The organism is Janthinobacterium sp. SUN211 (assembly GCF_030587315.1).
Taxonomy (GTDB): Bacteria; Pseudomonadota; Gammaproteobacteria; order Burkholderiales; family Burkholderiaceae_D; genus Janthinobacterium; species Janthinobacterium kumbetense.
The window spans coordinates 399,076-417,708 of the sequence record NZ_JAPWIC010000004.1 but is presented as its reverse complement, the minus strand read 5'-3'; the positions used below and the strand labels follow the sequence as shown (position 1 = coordinate 417,708).

At 60.0% G+C, this 18,633-nt stretch carries 15 protein-coding genes; 12 read left to right on the top strand and 3 right to left on the bottom strand.

Annotated features, from left to right (window positions below):
• Positions 1 to 239 precede the first annotated feature (239 nt).
• The 12 genes from rimP (at position 240) to O3301_RS16670 (ending at position 14,238) form a co-directional block, all read left to right on the top strand.
• On the top strand, positions 240 to 728 hold the full coding sequence (gene rimP / locus O3301_RS16725) for a ribosome maturation factor RimP (protein ID WP_035828693.1): 489 nt from the start codon (positions 240 to 242) through the stop codon (positions 726 to 728).
• Positions 725 to 2,290 carry a transcription termination factor NusA gene (nusA, locus tag O3301_RS16720; protein ID WP_077400312.1) on the top strand — a complete coding sequence of 522 codons (1,566 nt, stop codon included), beginning with the start codon at positions 725 to 727 and terminating at the stop codon, positions 2,288 to 2,290. The genes rimP and nusA overlap by 4 nt, the downstream gene beginning before the upstream one ends.
• Before the next feature lie 46 nt (positions 2,291 to 2,336).
• Positions 2,337 to 5,195, top strand: a complete 2,859-nt coding sequence (gene infB, locus O3301_RS16715) for a translation initiation factor IF-2 (RefSeq protein ID WP_099665291.1) — start codon at positions 2,337 to 2,339, stop codon at positions 5,193 to 5,195.
• Between the two features lie 114 nt (positions 5,196 to 5,309).
• Positions 5,310 to 5,726 carry a 30S ribosome-binding factor RbfA gene (gene rbfA / locus O3301_RS16710; protein ID WP_099665290.1) on the top strand — a complete coding sequence of 139 codons (417 nt, stop codon included), beginning with the start codon at positions 5,310 to 5,312 and terminating at the stop codon, positions 5,724 to 5,726.
• 2 nt (positions 5,727 to 5,728) lie between these two features.
• Positions 5,729 to 6,664: a tRNA pseudouridine(55) synthase TruB gene (gene truB, locus O3301_RS16705; protein WP_305056925.1), complete on the top strand. Its 936-nt coding sequence runs from the start codon at positions 5,729 to 5,731 to the stop codon at positions 6,662 to 6,664.
• A gap of 207 nt (positions 6,665 to 6,871) precedes the next feature.
• On the top strand, positions 6,872 to 8,704 hold the full coding sequence (gene typA / locus O3301_RS16700; protein ID WP_076569139.1) for a translational GTPase TypA: 1,833 nt from the start codon (positions 6,872 to 6,874) through the stop codon (positions 8,702 to 8,704).
• Between the two features lie 117 nt (positions 8,705 to 8,821).
• The gene (gene dusA / locus O3301_RS16695; RefSeq protein ID WP_305056924.1) at positions 8,822 to 9,817 is read left to right on the top strand and encodes a tRNA dihydrouridine(20/20a) synthase DusA; all 996 of its coding nucleotides are present in this window, start codon (positions 8,822 to 8,824) and stop codon (positions 9,815 to 9,817) included.
• Positions 9,817 to 10,281, top strand: a complete 465-nt coding sequence (locus O3301_RS16690) for a hypothetical protein (protein ID WP_305056923.1) — start codon at positions 9,817 to 9,819, stop codon at positions 10,279 to 10,281. The genes dusA and O3301_RS16690 overlap by 1 nt, the downstream gene beginning before the upstream one ends.
• Before the next feature lie 520 nt (positions 10,282 to 10,801).
• Positions 10,802 to 12,562 carry a methyl-accepting chemotaxis protein gene (locus tag O3301_RS16685; RefSeq protein ID WP_289918106.1) on the top strand — a complete coding sequence of 587 codons (1,761 nt, stop codon included), beginning with the start codon at positions 10,802 to 10,804 and terminating at the stop codon, positions 12,560 to 12,562.
• Between the two features lie 60 nt (positions 12,563 to 12,622).
• Positions 12,623 to 12,970 (top strand): energy transducer TonB, encoded by a 348-nt coding sequence (locus tag O3301_RS16680; RefSeq protein ID WP_077408994.1) that lies wholly within the window; start codon positions 12,623 to 12,625, stop codon positions 12,968 to 12,970.
• A 167-nt stretch (positions 12,971 to 13,137) separates the two neighbouring features.
• On the top strand, positions 13,138 to 13,710 hold the full coding sequence (locus tag O3301_RS16675) for a hypothetical protein (protein ID WP_305056922.1): 573 nt from the start codon (positions 13,138 to 13,140) through the stop codon (positions 13,708 to 13,710).
• Between the two features lie 162 nt (positions 13,711 to 13,872).
• Entirely contained in the window at positions 13,873 to 14,238 is a 366-nt protein-coding gene (locus O3301_RS16670; protein WP_289906328.1) for a hypothetical protein, read from the top strand.
• 507 nt (positions 14,239 to 14,745) lie between these two features.
• Here the strand turns inward: O3301_RS16670 and O3301_RS16665 are convergent.
• The 3 genes from O3301_RS16665 to O3301_RS16655 form a co-directional block, all read right to left on the bottom strand.
• Positions 14,746 to 15,195, bottom strand: coding sequence for a hypothetical protein (locus tag O3301_RS16665; protein ID WP_035825219.1), 450 nt, complete (start codon positions 15,193 to 15,195; stop codon positions 14,746 to 14,748).
• 256 nt (positions 15,196 to 15,451) lie between these two features.
• A complete protein-coding gene (locus O3301_RS16660) occupies positions 15,452 to 16,111 on the bottom strand; it encodes a PEP-CTERM sorting domain-containing protein (RefSeq protein WP_099665284.1) in 660 nt (219 codons plus the stop codon).
• A 328-nt stretch (positions 16,112 to 16,439) separates the two neighbouring features.
• Complete coding sequence (locus O3301_RS16655) at positions 16,440 to 18,560, bottom strand: TonB-dependent siderophore receptor (RefSeq protein ID WP_305056921.1); 2,121 nt, start codon at positions 18,558 to 18,560, stop codon at positions 16,440 to 16,442.
• Positions 18,561 to 18,633: the final 73 nt, after the last annotated feature.

The following is an 18,633-nucleotide window of genomic DNA, read 5'->3' as shown; positions in this document are numbered from 1 at the left end:
AATAAGAGGTTATAATCTGCAGCCTAATAAAAGTTCTCCGCAGGGTTGTTTGGTGGGGAGTGCTTTCATCTGGTTGGGGAAATACAAGAAGATGGGCAGATGCCCATTTTTTTTTTGTTGAACCGTTTGTAATGGCTCCGCAAGGGGCCATATATGACTTGAATGCGTGTTTTTGCATGTTGTAGGCGCCCGATGCGGCGCCGTCATGCCGAAAACGGGCCTTATTTCTGGAGAATTTCTTGCAGCAGTTGGGATTAATTGAAAAGACAGTTACAGGTCTGGGCTATGAGCTCGTTGATGTCGAACGTGCCGAGCGCGGACTGCTGCGCGTCTTTATTGATTTCAGCGCCGCCGATGCCGCTGAAAAAGGTCCGATCACGGTCGAAGACTGTGCCACGGTGAGTCACCAGTTATCGCATGTGTTGACGGTAGAGAACGTTCCTTACGAGCGCCTCGAGATTTCTTCCCCGGGTCTGGATCGTCCGGTGCGCAAGCTGGAAGACTTTGTCCGTTTCGCAGGTCAGGAAATCATCGTCAAGCTGATGGTGGCGATGCCGGGTACGAACAACCGGAAATCGTTCCAGGGGATCTTGCAAGAACCCGTGGGCGATAAATTGTCGTTGGAATTTGAAGGTAAGGATGGTCCGGCGATGTTGGAGTTTACGCTCGCGGATGTGGATAAGGCACGCTTGGTGCCGCAGGTGGTTTTTAAGGGACGCAAAGCATGAGCCGCGAAGTTTTATTATTGGTTGACGCGCTGGCGCGCGAAAAAAACGTCGATAAAGATGTCGTCTTCGGCGCCCTCGAATTCGCGTTGGCGCAAGCCACGAAGAAACGGTATGAGGGTGAGGTAGACATCCGCGTTTCGATCGACCGCGAAACGGGCGAATTCGAATCGTTCCGCCGCTGGCACGTGGTGCCCGATGAAGCGGGCCTGCAATTGCCGGATCAGGAGATCCTGCATTTCGAGGCAAAAGAACAGATTCCGGATATCGAAGTCGATGACCACATCGAAGAACCGATCGAATCCGTCGAATTCGGCCGCCGTTTCGCCCAGGATACCAAACAGGTTGTCCTGCAGCGCGTGCGTGACGCCGAGCGCGAACAGATCCTGGTCGACTTCCTGGAACGCGGCGACTCGCTCGTCACCGGGACCATCAAGCGCATGGAACGCGGCGACGCCATCGTCGAATCGGGCAAGATCGAAGCGCGTCTGCCACGCGACCAGATGATCCCGAAAGAGAATCTGCGTATCGGCGACCGCGTGCGTGCTTTCATCTTGCGCATCGACCGCAATATGCGCGGCCCGCAAGTGATTTTGTCGCGTACCGCGCCAGACTTCATCATGAAGCTGTTTGAACTGGAAGTGCCGGAAATCGAGCAAGGCATGCTGGAAATCAAATCCGCAGCCCGCGATGCCGGCGTCCGCGCCAAGATCGCCGTCTACACGGCCGACAAGCGCATCGACCCGATCGGTACTTGCGTCGGCATGCGCGGTTCGCGCGTGCAGGCTGTGACCGGCGAACTCGGCGGCGAACGTGTCGACATCGTGCTGTGGTCGGAAGATCCGGCGCAGTTCGTCATCGGCGCCCTGGCGCCGGCGAACGTGTCGTCGATCATGGTCGACGAAGAAAAACACGCGATGGATGTCGTCGTGGATGAAGAAAACCTGGCAATCGCGATCGGCCGTTCCGGCCAGAACGTGCGCCTGGCCTCGGACCTGACCGGCTGGAAGATCAACATCATGACGGCCGAAGAATCGGCTGACAAAGCTGCCCAGGAAACGGCTGCCGTGCGCATCCTGTTCATGGAAAAGCTCGATGTCGACCAGGAAGTGGCCGATATTCTGGTGGAAGAAGGTTTCGCCAGTCTGGAAGAAATCGCTTACGTGCCAATTTCCGAAATGCTGGAAATCGAATCGTTTGACGAAGATACCGTCAATGAACTCCGTACCCGTGCGCGTGATGCGCTCGTGACCGAAGCGATTGCTTCGGAAGAGGGTCTGGAAGGCATGGACGAGGCGTTGGTCGGTCTGGAAGGCATGGACCGCATTACCGCCGGCAAGCTGGGTCTGGCTGGTATCAAGACCGTTGAAGCATTTGCAGCACTGGCATACGACGAATTTGGCGCAATCCTGGCCTTGTCTGCGGACCGTGCGCGTGAACTGATTACAAGTGAATTTAAAGATGTGACCGACGATGAGATGAAGTTGGTTGACTCGAAATACGACGATCGTGCCAAGGCGTTGCAAGCCAAGGCATGGAGTCTGGCCGAATCCGCAAAGGCTTAATTTGAGTATCTTTATCATCTCCGCGACACATAGAAAAGAGGACTGAATGGCGAGTAACAACGTAGCCCAATTTGCCACCGAACTGAAGATGCCTGCAGATTTGCTGCTGACGCAGCTGCGTTCTGCCGGCGTCGAGAAAAGTTCGACGTCAGATCCATTGTCGAAAGATGATAAGGACAAGCTTTTGGATCATCTGCGCCGCACACACGGCGCAGCGGCTGACACAGAAAAGAAGAAAATCACCGTGACCCGCAAGGAAACGACTGAAATCAAGCAAGCTGACGCCACCGGCAAATCGCGCACCATCCAGGTGGAAGTGCGCAAGAAACGCACTTTCGTCCAGCGTGACGAAGCTGCGCCGGTCGCAGCAGAACCGGTCGCGCCTGCCGCACCGGTGATCGATCCCGCCGACGTGGCGCGCCGTGAAGAAGAAGCCCGTAAACAGGCTGAACTGATCGCCCGCCAGGAAGCCGATCTGCGCGAAAAGCAAGAACGTCTGGCCAAGCTCGACGCGGAAAAAGAAGCCCAGGCGAAAGCCACGCAACAGGCTGAATTGGCTGCGAAGAAAGAAGCTGAAGCGGAAGCGAAGAAAGCGGCCGCCAAGGCTGCCGCCGCGCCTGCCGCCAGCGCCGCCGCGCCTGTCGTTGACGACGCCGCCGCCGAAGCGAAAAAAGCTGCTGCCGCTGAAGAAGCGAAGAAGAAAGCCGCCGCCGCTGCTGTTGCCGCCAAGGAAGCCGCTGACAAAGCGGAAGCCACCGAGCGTGCACGCAAGGCCGTAGCCGACGAAGTCGCCCAGATCAAGGCCATGATGAACGCGCCACGCCGCGCCATCAAGGCTCCCGAGCCTGCACCGGTACCGGTCAAGCCGAAGGCGCCGGAAGGCACGCTGCACAAGCCTGCTGACAAGAAACCTGGCGACAAGCCGGGCGACAAGAAGCCTGCTGTTGCAGACAAGAAATCCATCAAGTCGGCGAATGTGTCGTCCACCTGGTCCGATGACGCGAAAAAACGCGGCACCACCGGTGGTCCTAAACCACGCGGCAACAGCGGCCCAGGCGGCCGTGACAGCTGGCGCGGTGGCGCGAAGGGCCGTCGCCCGACGCACCATGACGACCGTGAATCGAACTTCCAGGCGCCTACGGAAGCCGTCGTCAAGGACGTGCACGTACCGGAAACGATCACCGTGGCCGAACTGGCGCACAAAATGTCCGTCAAGGCATCCGAAGTCATCAAGCATTTGATGAAATTGGGCCAGATGTGCACGATCAACCAGGTGCTGGACCAGGAAACCGCCATGATTCTGGTGGAAGAAATGGGCCACAAGGCGTTTGCCGCCGAACTGGACGATCCGGAAGCGCTGCTGGCCGACGTGGGCGAACACGCGCACTTCGAAACCAAGCCGCGCGCACCGGTGGTCACCGTCATGGGTCACGTCGACCACGGCAAGACCTCGCTGCTGGACTATATTCGTCGCGCCAAGGTTGCTTCCGGCGAAGCGGGCGGCATTACGCAGCATATCGGCGCTTACCACGTCGATACGCCACGCGGCATGATCACCTTCCTCGACACCCCGGGTCACGAAGCGTTTACCGCAATGCGTGCCCGTGGCGCCAAGGCAACCGACATCGTCATTCTGGTGGTTGCCGCCGACGATGGCGTGATGCCGCAAACGAAAGAAGCGATTGCCCATGCGAAAGCAGCCGGCGTACCGCTGGTGGTGGCGATCAACAAGGTCGACAAACCAGGCGGCAACGTTGACCGCGTGACGCAGGAACTGGTCGCCGAACAAGTCGTGCCGGAAGAATACGGTGGCGAATCGCCATTCGTGCCGGTGTCGGCCAAAACGGGTCAGGGTATCGACGACCTGCTGGAACAAGTGCTGTTGCAAGCCGAAGTGCTGGAACTGACGGCACCGGTCGAAGCGCCTGCGCGCGGCCTGGTAGTCGAGGCGCGTCTGGACAAGGGCCGTGGTCCTGTCGCAACGATCCTGGTGCAGTCCGGTACCTTGCGCCGCGGCGACGTGATCCTGGCTGGCTCTTCGTATGGTCGTGTTCGCGCCATGCTGGACGAGAACGGCAAAGCCATCGCTGAAGCGGGTCCTTCGATTCCGGTCGAAATCCAGGGCCTGACGGAAGTGCCGGTTGCCGGTGAAGAAGTCGTCGTCATGGCTGACGAGCGCAAGGCGCGTGAAATCGGTCTGTTCCGTCAAGGTAAGTTCCGCGACGTGAAACTGGCGAAACAGCAAGCTGCGAAACTGGAAAACATGTTCGACCAGATGGCCGAAGGCGAAGTGAAAAACTTGCCACTGATCATCAAAACCGACGTGCAAGGTTCGCAAGAAGCGCTGGTCGGTTCGCTGCAGAAGCTGTCGACCTCCGAAGTGCGCGTACAAGTGGTCCATGCTGCCGTCGGCGGCATCACGGAATCGGACGTCAACCTGGCAGTCGCCTCGAAAGCGGTCATCATCGGCTTCAACGCCCGTGCTGATGCCCAGGCACGCAAGCTGGCCGAGTCGAATGGCGTGGACATTCGCTACTACAACATCATTTACGATGCGATCGACGAGATCAAATCGGCGTTGTCGGGCATGTTGGCACCAGAGAAACGCGAAACGGTTATCGGCCAGGTCGAGATCCGCCAGGTTATCCTGGTCTCGAAAGTGGGCGCGATTGCCGGTTGCCTGGTCACCGATGGCGTGGTCAAGCGTGCTTCTTCCGTCCGCCTGTTGCGCAACAACATCGTGGTGTGGAGCGGCGAGATCGACTCCCTGAAACGCTTCAAGGACGATGCGAAAGAAGTTCGCGCCGGTCTGGAGTGCGGCCTGTCGCTGAAGAACTACAACGACATTCAGGTTGGCGACACGCTGGAAGTGTTCGAAGTCCAGGAAATCGCTCGTACCCTGTAATCACAGCAGTAATGGCGCGGACATATCTTTGTCCGCGCAAACACGTGGGGCGCATTGGTCAACGGGCAACCGTTTGACCCATGCGCCCTGCGGCACTTAGGACAGCATAAAATCATGGCTAAACATAGCAAAACCATGCCAGCGCGCGGCTTGCGCGTGGCCGACCAGATCCAGCGCGATCTGGCAGAAATCGTCGCCTACGAATTGAAGGACCCACGCGTCGGCACGATGATCACCATCACCGAAGTGCAGATCACGCCCGATTACGCGCACGCCAAGGTGTTTTTCACGATGTTGAAAGACAGCAAGGAAGCCATCAAGAACACCACCGAAGGCTTGATGGCCGCGGCCGGCTTCATCCGTGGCTTGCTGGGCAAGCGCCTGCACATCCACACCTTGCCGATGTTGCATTTCGTGCACGACAGTTCGACCTCGCGCGGCATGGAAATGTCCTTGCTGATCGACAAGGCCAACGCCACGCGCGCGGCCGACGCCGAGCCGGACGCGAAACCCGAGACGGACGAGCAATAACAGTGGCGGGTCCGAAGAAACCACCGGGCATCAAGCGGGTGCGCGACCTGGTCGATGGCGTCTTGCTGCTGGATAAGCCTGTCGGCTGGTCCAGCAACGATGCCCTGATCAAGGCCAAGCGCGTGCTGAACGCGAAGAAGGCGGGCCATACGGGCACGCTGGATCCGTTCGCCACGGGCTTGCTGCCGCTGTGCTTTGGCGAGGCGACGAAGTTCTCGCAGGACTTGCTGGAAGCCGATAAAACCTACGAAACCCTGGTGCACCTGGGGCAGACGACGGATACGGGCGATACCGAGGGCGAAGTGCTGGAAACGCGCGACGTCAACGTCACCGAAGAGCAGATCGAAGCCGTGCTGGCGCAGTTCCGCGGGCCGATCCTGCAGACGCCGCCCATGTACTCGGCCTTGAAAAGGGACGGCAAGCCCTTATATGAGTATGCAAGGGCAGGCATCACCCTGGAGCGCGAAGCGCGCCCGGTGACCATCCACAAGCTCGAGTTCCTCGGCTACGAAGCCCCGTTCCTGAAATTGTCCGTGATGTGCAGCAAGGGCACGTATATCCGCGTGCTGGGCGAAGACATCGGCCATGCCTTGGGTTGCGGCGGCCATCTGAACGCCTTGCGCCGCACGCAGGTGGGCAACCTGACCCTTGACGGCGTCGTCACCTTGGACGAGCTGACGGCACACGCCGAACCGCTGAGCTTGCTGGCGCCCGTCGATGCCTTGTTGTCGAGTTTCCCCGCTGTCCAGCTGACGGAAGAATTGGCCAAGCGTTTCCTGCATGGCCAGCGCATCGCGCTGGGCAAGGAAGACGTCGCCGTGCCGGACGAGCCGGGCAGGGTGCGCGTGTATCACGACAGCAAGCTGCTGGGCACGGGCCAGTTGCAGGAATACAGCATCCTGGCGCCGGAGCGCTTGATTGCCACGGCGCATCAATAAGTCACAGCAACGTCATATTACCCAGCGACACTCGTTAAACAGTGTCGCTTTTTTAAACAAACCGTCCCCGACTGCGGGAGCCGCCAGCATTTTTAGATAGCGTTGCAACGCAACATGCTATACTACGCGGTTCCGGAAATAGATTAGCATTCGGGTATCTCGTACATCTTGTACGCACTCCGCAGTTTTTCAGTAACTACTACGACCATGTCAAATACAAAACGCGCAATTCGTAATATCGCCATTATCGCCCACGTTGACCACGGCAAAACCACGCTGGTGGATCAGCTGCTGCGCCAGTCCGGCACCTTCCGTGAAAACCAAGCGGTCGACACCCGAGTCATGGACTCGAACGACCTGGAAAAGGAGCGCGGCATTACGATTCTGTCGAAGAACTGCGCCGTTGAGTACGAAGGCACCCACATCAACATCGTCGACACCCCAGGCCACGCCGACTTCGGCGGCGAAGTGGAACGTGTTCTGTCGATGGTGGACTCGGTTCTGCTGCTGATCGATGCACAAGAAGGCCCGATGCCGCAAACCCGTTTCGTCACGCGCAAGGCGCTGGCACTGGGTCTGAAGCCTATCGTTATCGTCAACAAGATCGACCGTCCAGGCGCACGTCCGGACTGGGCCATTAACCAGACGTTCGAACTGTTCGACAAGCTGGGCGCTACCGACGAACAACTGGACTTCCCTATCGTTTACGCTTCGGGCTTGAACGGCTATGCCGGCCTGACCGAAGACGTGCGCGGCGGCGACATGAAGCCGATGTTCGACGCCATCCTGGAACACGTTCCAGTACGTGACGACAATCCGGAAGGCCCGCTGCAAATGCAGATCACCTCGCTGGACTACTCGTCGTACGTCGGCAAGATCGGCATTGGCCGCGTCAACCGCGGTACCGTCAAGGTCGGCCAGGACGTGCTGGTCATCAATGGCCCAGGCGCGACCCCGATCAAGGGCCGCATCAACCAGGTGCTGAACTTCAAGGGCCTGGAGCGCGTGCTGGTGGACGAAGCCGTCGCCGGCGACATCTGCCTGATCAACGGTATCGACGAAATCGGCATCGGTTCGACCCTGTGCGCAGTGGACACCCCAGAAGCGCTGCCTATGCTGACCGTCGACGAGCCGACCCTGACCATGAACTTCATGGTCAACAACTCGCCACTGGCTGGCCGTGAAGGCAAGTTCGTTACCTCGCGTCAACTGCGTGACCGTCTGGAAAAAGAATTGAAAGCCAACGTTGCTCTGCGCGTGGCACCAACCGACGACGACACGATCTTCGAAGTATCGGGCCGCGGCGAGCTGCACCTGACGATTCTGATCGAAAACATGCGTCGCGAAGGCTTCGAGCTGGCCGTTTCGCGTCCACGCGTGGTCTTCAAAATGGTCGATGGCGTGCGCCACGAGCCGTTTGAAAACCTGTCGGTCGACGTTGAAGAAGCCAACCAGGGCGGCGTCATGGAAGAGCTGGGCCGTCGTCGTGGCGACCTGCAAAACATGGAATCGGATGGCAAGGGCCGCGTGCGTCTCGAGTACCTGATCCCGGCGCGTGGCCTGATCGGCTTCCAGGGCGAATTCATGACCCTGACCCGCGGCACCGGCCTGATGAGCCACGTATTCCATGAATACGCACCAGTCGACAACACCCGTGGCGAAATGGCTGGCCGTCGTAACGGCGTGCTGATCTCGCAAGACGACGGCGCCGCTGTTGCTTACGCTATCTGGAAACTGCAGGACCGCGGCCGCATGTTCGTGTCGCACAATGACCCGGTCTACGAAGGCATGGTCATCGGTATCCACTCGCGCGACAACGACCTGGTCGTCAACCCGATCAAGGGCAAGCAGCTGACCAACGTGCGTTCGTCGGGTACCGACGAAGCGGTGCGCCTGGTACCACCTATTCAGATGTCGCTGGAATACGCAGTCGAATTCATCGAGGACGACGAACTGGTGGAAATCACGCCTAAATCGATCCGTCTGCGCAAGCGCTTCCTGAAAGAGCACGAGCGTAAAAAAGCGTCGCGTGATTCGTAATCTGTTGTAGAGCATGGCCTGCGGGCCATGCCGCTCCGGCCCGCTGCGCCGCGTCACCGTCACTGGTGAGGCGCGCAGCGGGTTTGTCATTTGCAGCTCCTGTTTTTTGTAGACACCATGACTTCCTCTTCTTTGCCTTCCCGCCGCCTGTCCGTTGCCCCGATGATGGACTGGACCGACCGCCATTGCCGCAAGTTCCACCGAGAAATCACGCGCCACACCTGGCTCTATACCGAGATGGTGACGACGGGCGCGCTCGTGTACGGCGACGTGGAGCGCCATCTGCGCTTCAACGAGGAAGAGCATCCGGTGGCGCTGCAGCTGGGCGGCAGCGATCCGACGGATCTGGCCACCAGCGCCAAGCTGGGCCAGCAGTGGGGCTATGACGAAGTCAACCTGAACTGCGGCTGCCCGTCCGAGCGCGTGCAAAAGGGCGCGTTCGGCGCCTGCCTGATGGCCGAGCCGCAACTGGTGGCCGACTGCGTGAAAGCCATGCGCGACGTGGTCGATATCGACGTCACGGTGAAGCACCGCATCGGCATCGACGACAGCGAATCGTACGACTTCGTGCGCGACTTCGTCGGCACCGTGGCCGACGCCGGCTGCAAGACGTTTATCGTGCATGCGCGTAACGCCATCTTGAAAGGGCTGAGTCCGAAGGAAAACCGTGAAGTGCCGCCCCTCAAGTATGACTATGCCTACCGTTTGAAGCGTGATTTTCCGCAATTCGAGTTCATTATCAACGGCGGCATCAAGACGCTCGAGGAAATCGACCTGCACCTGCAGCACCTCGACGGCGTGATGCTGGGCCGCGAGGCGTATCACAATCCGTACGTGATGGCGCAGTTCGACCAGCGCTATTATGGCGACGACGCCCCCGTCAAGACGCGCGAACAGGTGCTCGAAGCGATGATTCCTTATATTAGTGCGCAGCTGGAGAAAGAAGCGGGGCGCTTGAAACTGAGCAGCGTCACGCGCCACATGCTGGGCCTGATGCAAAACCTGCCCGGCGCGCGCGGCTTCCGCCAGACCTTGTCCGATTCGAAGAAGCTGGCCTCGGGCGACCCGCGTTTGCTGCTGGAAGCGGCGGCGCGCCTGTCGTTGCCTGCCTGATGAGCGGCGATTGCCAAGGCCTTGCGCGCCAGATTGACGGCTACCTGCAAGCCGTCAGCGCGCTGAAGGACGATGGCAGCCTTTTCGCATGCTCCTGTCTGGGTCCCATCGCACCGCAGGCGGCGTTCGACGCGCTGTGCCGCGCGCTGGAGATCGCGCCGGACGGCATGCGCCTGCAGCCGATCGAGAGCGTGGTGTGCAGCGGCGTCCTGTGCACGCCGCGCCAGTGGCTGCTCGAGCGCTTGCACCCGGCGAGCGAGGCCGACCGCCAGCCGCTCGACGCGCGCCTGTTCGATGGTTTCGAGAACGAACTGGCCGAACTGCTGGGCAGTGCGCCCCGCTGGTATCAACTGGTATCGTCTGGCCAGCGCAGCCTGGCCGCTCAATTGGGCGCCATCTGGAGCGTCTTTGTCTTTGGCACAGAGCGTCATGCCTATGTGATGCATTGCAGCTGGGACCGCTGAGCAAACTTGTCTATACCGGTACCCCGGTGCACTGGTATTGTCCGCACCACCCCCTCCTCTGAATACCACTTCCGAAACGATGTCATATGGCTATGCCATGTGTTGTAAATGCGCTGTTTCGGCGCACGGCCGCACTGTCGTGGGGCATTTCTATGGGGCAAGAAACGGCGTTGTTGCCATTTCCCCGAAGAAAGTTAATCAGCCATTTATTCAGGTACTTATTGCTTGCTTTGAGGCAAAATTTACACCTATAATTGATTATAGACAAATATTTCTCATATGAATGTTTGATGTTGATCTCACATCATCGGTGTCAAAAATTCAGTCCGTGGAACAAATTTGCATTCGCAGTCACTGGTGGTTTTCAGGGCTGTTGTAGACCAGGAAGTACCCCAGGCTGCGTGCGGCCGGATACCGCCAGCATACCAATGGGTAAGGGCGGATGCCGGTGTTGCGCAGCCTTCGTCTTGTCATGCCGGGCAAAAATCCTTATCAATAGTTTCATTTACGAAGAGCCGAAATGAATTTAGCAAAAATGAAGGTTGGTACCCGCCTGGGCCTGGGTTTCGCCCTGGTACTGGTTCTGCTGGTGGCCGTGACCGTTCTCGGCATCGCGCGCATGGCGCAAATCCAGGAACGTCTCGATCACGTGATCAATGTCAACAACGTCGTCACCCGCCTGGTGATCGACATGCGTGGCAACGTCAGCGACCGCATCACCTCGCTGCGCATCCTGACCCTGATGACCGACGCGGGCGATATGGAGCCGGAAATGGCGCGTATCAAGACGCAGACCAGCACCTATCAGGAAACGCAGAAGAAGCTCGAAGAGAAATTCGCCGTCGAGTCGACTTCTGAAGAAAAAGCCCTGCTGACCTCGATCAAGGAATACGAAGCCGCCGCCATGCCGGCCATCGCCAAGGCGTCCGCGCTGTGGATGGCCAACGATGCGGAAGGCGCCACGCGCGTGATGATCAAGGAAATCCGCCCGGTACAGAAAAAATGGATGGAAGCGCTGGAGCAACTGGCCGTGCTGGAAGACAAGCTCAATGAGCAGATGCAATCGGACGCCCGCAAGGCCTTCGACAGCGCGCGCCTGTTCATGATCATCCTCGGCGTACTGGCCGTGGCGATGGGCGTGGCGGCGGCACTGGTGATCACCCGCGGCTTGCTGAAACAGCTGGGCGGCGAGCCTGACTACACGGCATCGATCGCCGGCAGCATCGCCAATGGCGACCTGTCGATCGGCATCCACACGCAGCCATCGGACAATTCCAGCCTGCTGGCGGAAATGAAGGAAATGCGCAACAGCCTGGTGGGCATCGTCGGCCAGGTACGTGTCGGTACGGAAACTATCGGCACGGCGTCGCGTGAAATTGCCGACGGCAATATCGACCTGTCGTCGCGCACGGAAATGCAGGCCAGCGCGCTGGAAAAAACGGCGTCGGCCATGGAAGAGCTGACCTCGACCGTGAAACAGAATGCGGACAATGCGCGGGAAGCCAACAAGCTGGCTGCCACGGCGTCGGACGTGGCCCTGAAGGGCGGCTCCGTGGTGTCGCAAGTGGTTGACACCATGAGCTCGATCAATGAATCGGCGAAGAAAATTGTCGACATCATCGGCGTGATCGATGGTATCGCCTTCCAGACCAACATCCTGGCCCTGAACGCGGCCGTGGAAGCGGCACGCGCCGGCGAACAAGGCCGCGGCTTTGCCGTGGTGGCGTCGGAAGTGCGCAACCTGGCCCAGCGTTCCGCTGGCGCCGCGAAAGAAATCAAGATCCTCATCGACGATTCGGCCGAGAAGACGGAACGCGGTACGCGTCTGGTGGGCCAGGCCGGTGTGACGATGGGCGAAGTGGTCGACAGCGTGCGTCGCGTCACCGACATCATGAGCGAGATCGCCAGTGCCAGCCAGGAACAAAGCGCCGGCATCGAACAGGTCAACCTGTCGATCATCGAGATGGATGGCATGACGCAGCAAAATGCGGCCCTGGTGGAGCAGGCAGCCGCCGCGGCGCAAAGCTTGCAAGACCAGGCGGCCGAACTGGCCCACGTGGTCAGCATCTTCAAACTGGTCGAAGGCGAAGAGAAACCGGCAGCGTATGTACCGGCCCCCGTGGCGGCTGTGGCTGCGCCGGTTGCCGCGCGCAAGCCGGCGCCCGCATTACGCCCGGTGAAATCGCTGGCACGCAAGGCGGAAGCGGCAGCTCCCGTGGCTGCTCCGGCGCCGCGCAAGGCGGCAAGCGCTGGCAGCAATGACGAGTGGGAAGAGTTTTAAGCGCGGCCAACAGCGCACAGGAAGTTGTAATTACCGTATCTGATAATCATGGGGAAGCACATGTTTGAGAATAAGCGTTTGATGAGTGTTGCAGCAGCCTTACTGGTGTCCGTTTCTTCCGCAGCCTTCGCTGCCGAGGTACCGGCGTCGTTCGATGCCAAGAATTGCAAGGCCGACTATCCGAAAGCTTCGTTGATGAACGAAGAGCAGGGCACCGTGACGATGTCCTTCCTGGTCAATGCCGATGGTAGCGTTGCCGATTCGAAAGTTGAGAAGAGCAGCGGCTTCAAGAACCTGGACAAGGCCGCCATCAAGGCCCTGTCCGCGTGCAAGTTCAAGCCGGGCACCAAGGATGGCGCCGCAGCGCAGACCTGGACCAAGGTCGACTACGCCTGGAAGCTGGACTGATCCACCTATTGCCGGGAGCCTGGCTCCCGGCATGAGCTCTCCGCTACGGGCGGCGCCTGCAAGGGTGCCGCCCGTAGTGTTATGTGCGCCAGCCAACGGCACTGTCGCCGCCGATTCTGTTACCCTCGAAACATACCTTCGGGATCTCCCACCACAAGAGGCCTACCATGCAGCGCATCCTGACACTTTCCCTTCTCGCCGCCACCGGCATGCTGCTTTCCGCCTGCGCCTCGCTGGGCACGCCCGTGGGCTTGCAGGCGGGGCAGACCGTGGCCGTCGTCAATAGCCTGAGCTGGGACAATCCCCTGACGGGCAAGCGTGACGGCGTGCGCACCAGCTGGCCCATCAAGGATGGCAAGATTGCCCCTGAGTATTTTCCGCTGGCGCAGCTGAAGCAATGCGAGGCGGGCGGCAAGCCGTGCGCCTGGGGCGTGATGCGGGCGCAGCGCGGCGCGCCCGCTTTGCAGTATGCGGACGGCGGCGTCGACCTGGCCGTGAGCGTGGCTATCGACGTGGCGCGGCGCCAGGATGCGCGCCAGGGAGAGACGCAGACGGCGATGGCGATTCCGCAGGATGTGGCCGCGCTGGCTGGCCGGCAACAGGTGCAGCCCAGCTGGAAATTGAAGTATGGAAAGGTCGAGCAGGTTGAGCTCGATTACGGCGTGCGCTACCAGGTGTGCGTGCAGCGCTACGATGCGGCCGGCAAGGCCATCGATACCTGCGCGATACCGTTTATTTGAGGAAACATGCCGCGCGGGCCGTTTGTGGCGGCTTTGCGACACTTCATGTTGCGGCGTGCGTCGGGGTGTAACAATCGGTAAAAGCACAGCAAAGCGCGGCGTAATTTCTTATAGTACTTAATTAAGGTAGTACACCAGTATTGGTACCCGAGGAGAATTGCAATGAAAACCCTGTTGGCAGTAATTTCGCTGGCCGCCCTTGGGGGCTGCGTCGTGGCGCCACCCGGTCCCGCGTATTACGGTTCGCGCGCGCCACAGGGGGCTTACAATCCCTATGAATGGCATACGGTCTCGTCCGAACCGGTGCAGTCATCGCGCGTGGAATACACGAATGAACCCGTGTATGTGCAGCAGCAACCGGTGTACGTGCAGCAGCCCGTGTATGTGCCGGCGCCCGTGTACGCGCCGCAACCGTATTATTACAATCCGCCCGTATCGATCGGGCTGGACTTCATGTTTGGCTTTGGGCGCTACGGTGGACACCGCGGCGGCTGGGGCGGGCACGGACGCTACTACGGCCGCCGCTAGTCGCCGGCAGCATATGGCAGGCCAGTGCGCGCCGTGCTTCGTGACATGCGAAGCACGGCGCGCATTGCTATTGGCGGAACCTAGAACCTGAATCAGTGGAAATACACGGAACTCTGGTGCAGCACGTCCGCCGAGCACAGGATGTACATCGCCGCCGCTGCCAGACCTATTTGCAAGGCGCCAAAGCTGATCGGGATGAGGCGGGACATGTCGTACTCCTGAGTGGTGTGAGGTGTGGTCAGGCTTTCATCATAGGATGACTCGATGCCTTTGGGCATCGGATGAATGTCCGCCACGATGTAGGACAACACCTCGTGCCTGGCGCCCCGCCTCGCTCTCCGACTGCCTGAGTAACCCCCCAATAAATTATTCCGATTTCTGACTTCTATAACCGGCGCTCTGCGGTGTTGCCCACTGCTAGCAGTGCTCGCACTGCGTCGCAGCGGGCGCCTTGCATGGCATCCGGTTCTGTTCGTCATAACTTCACAATAATTCCCTGAGGATTACTTAGCGGTTTTTCCAGCGCACTACAGGCTCTTCCGGCGCCGTGTCCGGCACGTTCGAGATCGCCAGCCAGTGCGTCAGGCGTTCCGGATGCTTGAGATTGATGCCCATGCCATCGATGATGCCGACCTGTTCCAGCATGCGCGCATCGATTTTCGCCTTCGACACCGTGGGCGCGCCCATGACCATGCGGTCATACGCCTTGCGCGCCTTGTGTTCCCACTTGTGCAGATTGCTTTCGTCGAAGCGGTTCGCTTCGAAATACACGGTCAGGGTGCCATCGAGGTTGCCGAAGCCGACAATGCCCGCGCCCTTGCGGATGGTGGTGGTGTTGTCGATGTCAAATTCCGCCGTGGGCACGAAAATGCCGGCGCGGCCATCGATGTCGGGACGTCCCACGGGCGTTTCCTTGCCATAGGAACTCGTTTCGGTAATGGTTTTTTCTGCAGACATAGTGCGTGTGGTGGCCGTGCCGGGAGCGCGATCGGGCCCGGCAGCGCCAGTCATCCTGTTCAAAAAATGCGTGCTGATGATCAGGGCGGGGTAGTGGCCCTGGCGGAGCGATGCTTGGCATTGCTTGATACCCCGCTATTGTAGCGTCAATTTAATTCTTTTTGGCAACATTTCCTGGGAATTATGCTTCCGTTTGGGCCATAAAAAAAGCCGCCCGGCCTGGTGGCGGAGCGGCTGTTGCACGACGACTTCAGACTCAGGCGGCAGTCTTGCGGCGTGCCATGAAACCCAGCAAGCCCAGCCCCAGCAGCATCATGGCGTAGCTTTCCGGTTCCGGCACGGCCGTCGTCACCGACACGTTGTCCAGGTAGGAGCCATAGGTTGGCGCAGAGGCCGGGCCGATCGATTCGAAGCGCAGCAAGGTGGACGAACCGAGCGCGGTGACGTTCTGGCTGTAGGTTTGCCACACGCCGGTGGTGTTGCCGACCAGGGCCGTTGGCGTCAGCAGGGTCGAACCCCAGTAGACGTTCATCAGGCTGCTTGCGCCGCCTGGCGTATTCGGGCGGCCCGAGTAGGCAAACGACAGCGCATACGTGCCGCCGGCCGTGGTGGCGAGCGATTGCGACACGGACGTCAGGCGCTCGGCGTTGAGTTCCAGGTATTGCGTGCCGGCGGCAGCGACGGGGTTGAAGCCGCTTTGGCCGCCTTGCGTGGCGCCCTTCTGGATTTCAAAGGCCGTATTGCCGCTGACGGACGAGGTCCAGCCCGTCACGGCGCTCAATTGTGCGAACGGGGTGGTGATGGCGTTGCTTTCGAAGCTGCCGTTGACGACCAGTTCGGTCGCGGCGTTGGCGCCGCCGGCAGTGATCAGGGAGGCCAGCGCGGCGATCTTGAAGAGGGTAGCAGGCATTTTCATGTGGGTCCGTTCTATTATTTAAAAGTTAATTTCATTTCCTAAATGACATTTAAAGAATATCACTAAAACTCACGAAAAAAACTGCTGCGCGATAAAAATATTTGTAATTGTGAAATCATTCGTGTTTAAAATTGCATTAATTTCCATGATGAACCAATTGCAGTGCTGCCGCAGGGTGAGCGCGGCCCTGAGGCTGCTTGCCCCGGAGTATTTTTGTGACATCGGGGCGAAAAAAAACCTGCATCAAAACAACAACGATGCAGGTTTTTTTGCGTGCCGCCCGCGTGTGCGCCCGGCTATTGATGCCATAGCCGGGACGTGCGCGGGACTAGAACGCCAGCCGTCCTTGCAGGTAAACCATGCGCGGCGCGCCCACCAGCTTGCCCAGGTTACCGTCCGAGGTGCGCGTGAAATAGCGCTTGTCGGCGAGGTTGTTGACGCCGGCGACCAGTTCCAGGCCGTTCTGGCCCGGTACTTTCCATTTCACTTGCGTGTTCCACGTACGGAAGCCGGGAATGACGCCCACGCTGCCGGCCGGATTTTCCGCCACGGTGTTGGCCTCGTCGGCGAACTGGCGGCTCTGGTGGCTGCTCGACAGGTCGAAGCCCCAGGCGCCCAGCTGGTAGTGGGCGCCGACGGTGTCCGTAGTGCGCGAATAGAAGGGCACGTCATTGCCCGCGTTCGCGCCATCCTGCAAGGTGGCCTTGGTGTAGGTGTAGGTGGCGTAGGCGTTCAAGCCGGCCAGCGGGCCGGATTGGTCGAAGTGGTAGTCGACGGCCGATTCCAGGCCCCGGTGATGCGTGGCGCCCACGTTGTAGAAGACGACGTTCTCGCCGCTGCCGACGGACTGGATCTGGTTGTCGAACTTGATGTTGAACAAGGTCGCCTCGGCCGACAGCTGGCCGCTCTTCCAGCGCGCGCCCAGCTCGGCGGTTTTCGCCAGTTCCGGCTGCAGCGGGTTCTTGCTCGACTGTGTATTGAGCTGCGTATTTTGCACGGCGCCAAACGAGCTGTTGTAGTTGCCGAACAGGGTGACGTTGTTGTTGAGCAAGTAGGCCACGTTCAGTGACGGCAGGGCTTTGTTGTTGAGCAACTCGATCTTTTGGTCGGTCGGCAAGTGGTTGAAGCGCACCGTCTTGATGTGCTCGTAGCGTACGCCCGGCGTGATGCGCCAGGCGTCAATGGCGATCTTGTCGTCGATATACACGGCTTGCGCATCGGTGGAGTTGTCGGCGAAGCGCGTCGGCGCCTGCTGCACGCCGCTGGCGATGACGACGTTGTAGATGCTTTCATCGGCCCGTTCGACCAGGTAGCGGTAGCCGACGGTGACGTCCTGCGACACCTTGCCGGTCGTGAAGCGCTGCGTGTAGCGCGGTTCGATGGCCGTCGTTTCATAGTTGCGCGGCTGATGCCCCAGGCCTTTCAGATTGGCGCTGATCAGCGTGCTTTCGCGCGAGCTCTTGTTGTAATAGGCGCGCACCTCGAATTCTTGCGTGCCGGAAATGGCATTCAGGTAGCCGATGTCGAAGGCCTTGCGCTCGCCGCTCCAGAAGTCGGTGGGGCGCGTGTTCTGGAACGGGTCCTGCTTGTATTGCGCGGCAGTCAGGCCGCCCGGCGTGCGCGACGTCACGTCATAGTAGGACAGCTTGCCGTACACCTCGGCCGTCGGGCTCAGGTCGTAGCGGAATTTGAGGGCGAAGTCGTTGACCTTCTCATCGCTGCCCACGCGCCAGTCGCTGCCGCGGATGCCGGAATACAGCACCGCCAGGCCCAGGCCGCTGTCGAGCTGGGTGCCGGCAAACACGCTGGCCTGCGTGTTGTGGCCCACTTCGCTGTACGAGTTGTAGCGCACGGTGGCGTCGCCCGTGATGCCTGGCGTGGTGGGCACGCGGCGCGTCTTGAAGTTGATGATGCCGCCCACGTTTTGCGGGCCGAAGCGCACGGCGCCGCCGCCGCGCACCACGTCGACCGTCTCGACATTGGCCAGGCTGACGGGCGCGAACGACAGTTGCGGCTGGCCATACGGCGCGACCGACATGGGGATGCCATCGAGCAAGACCGTGCTGCGCGGCGAATAGCGTCCGGCCAGGCCACGCACGCCGATATTCAGGGAAATGGCGCTGCCGGCGCTGCCCGAGTTGTCGCTGATCTGCACGCCGGGAATGCGGCGCATCACGTCGCTGAGGCTGGTTGCGCCCGAGTTTTCGATGTCATCCTTTTGCACCACCGTGCGCGCGCCCGCGAAATTCTTCGTGCTGGCAGCCATGCTGGTGCCCAGCAGGTTGCTGCTGACCTGGATGGATTCCAGGATGGGACCGGCGTCATTGGCGGTACTGGCCGTATTGGCGTCCTGTGCCTGCGCGGCAAGCGACGTGCCCAGGCAGGCGAGGGAAATGGCCAGCGCGCACGGGCGCAGCGAAAAGGGCAGGGTGAAAGGTGTGGCAGCCATGCATGGATCTCCGTAATGACAATGTTTGCGCGTTCGGCAAGGCGGCGCGACAACATCGTGGCGTGGGGCATCC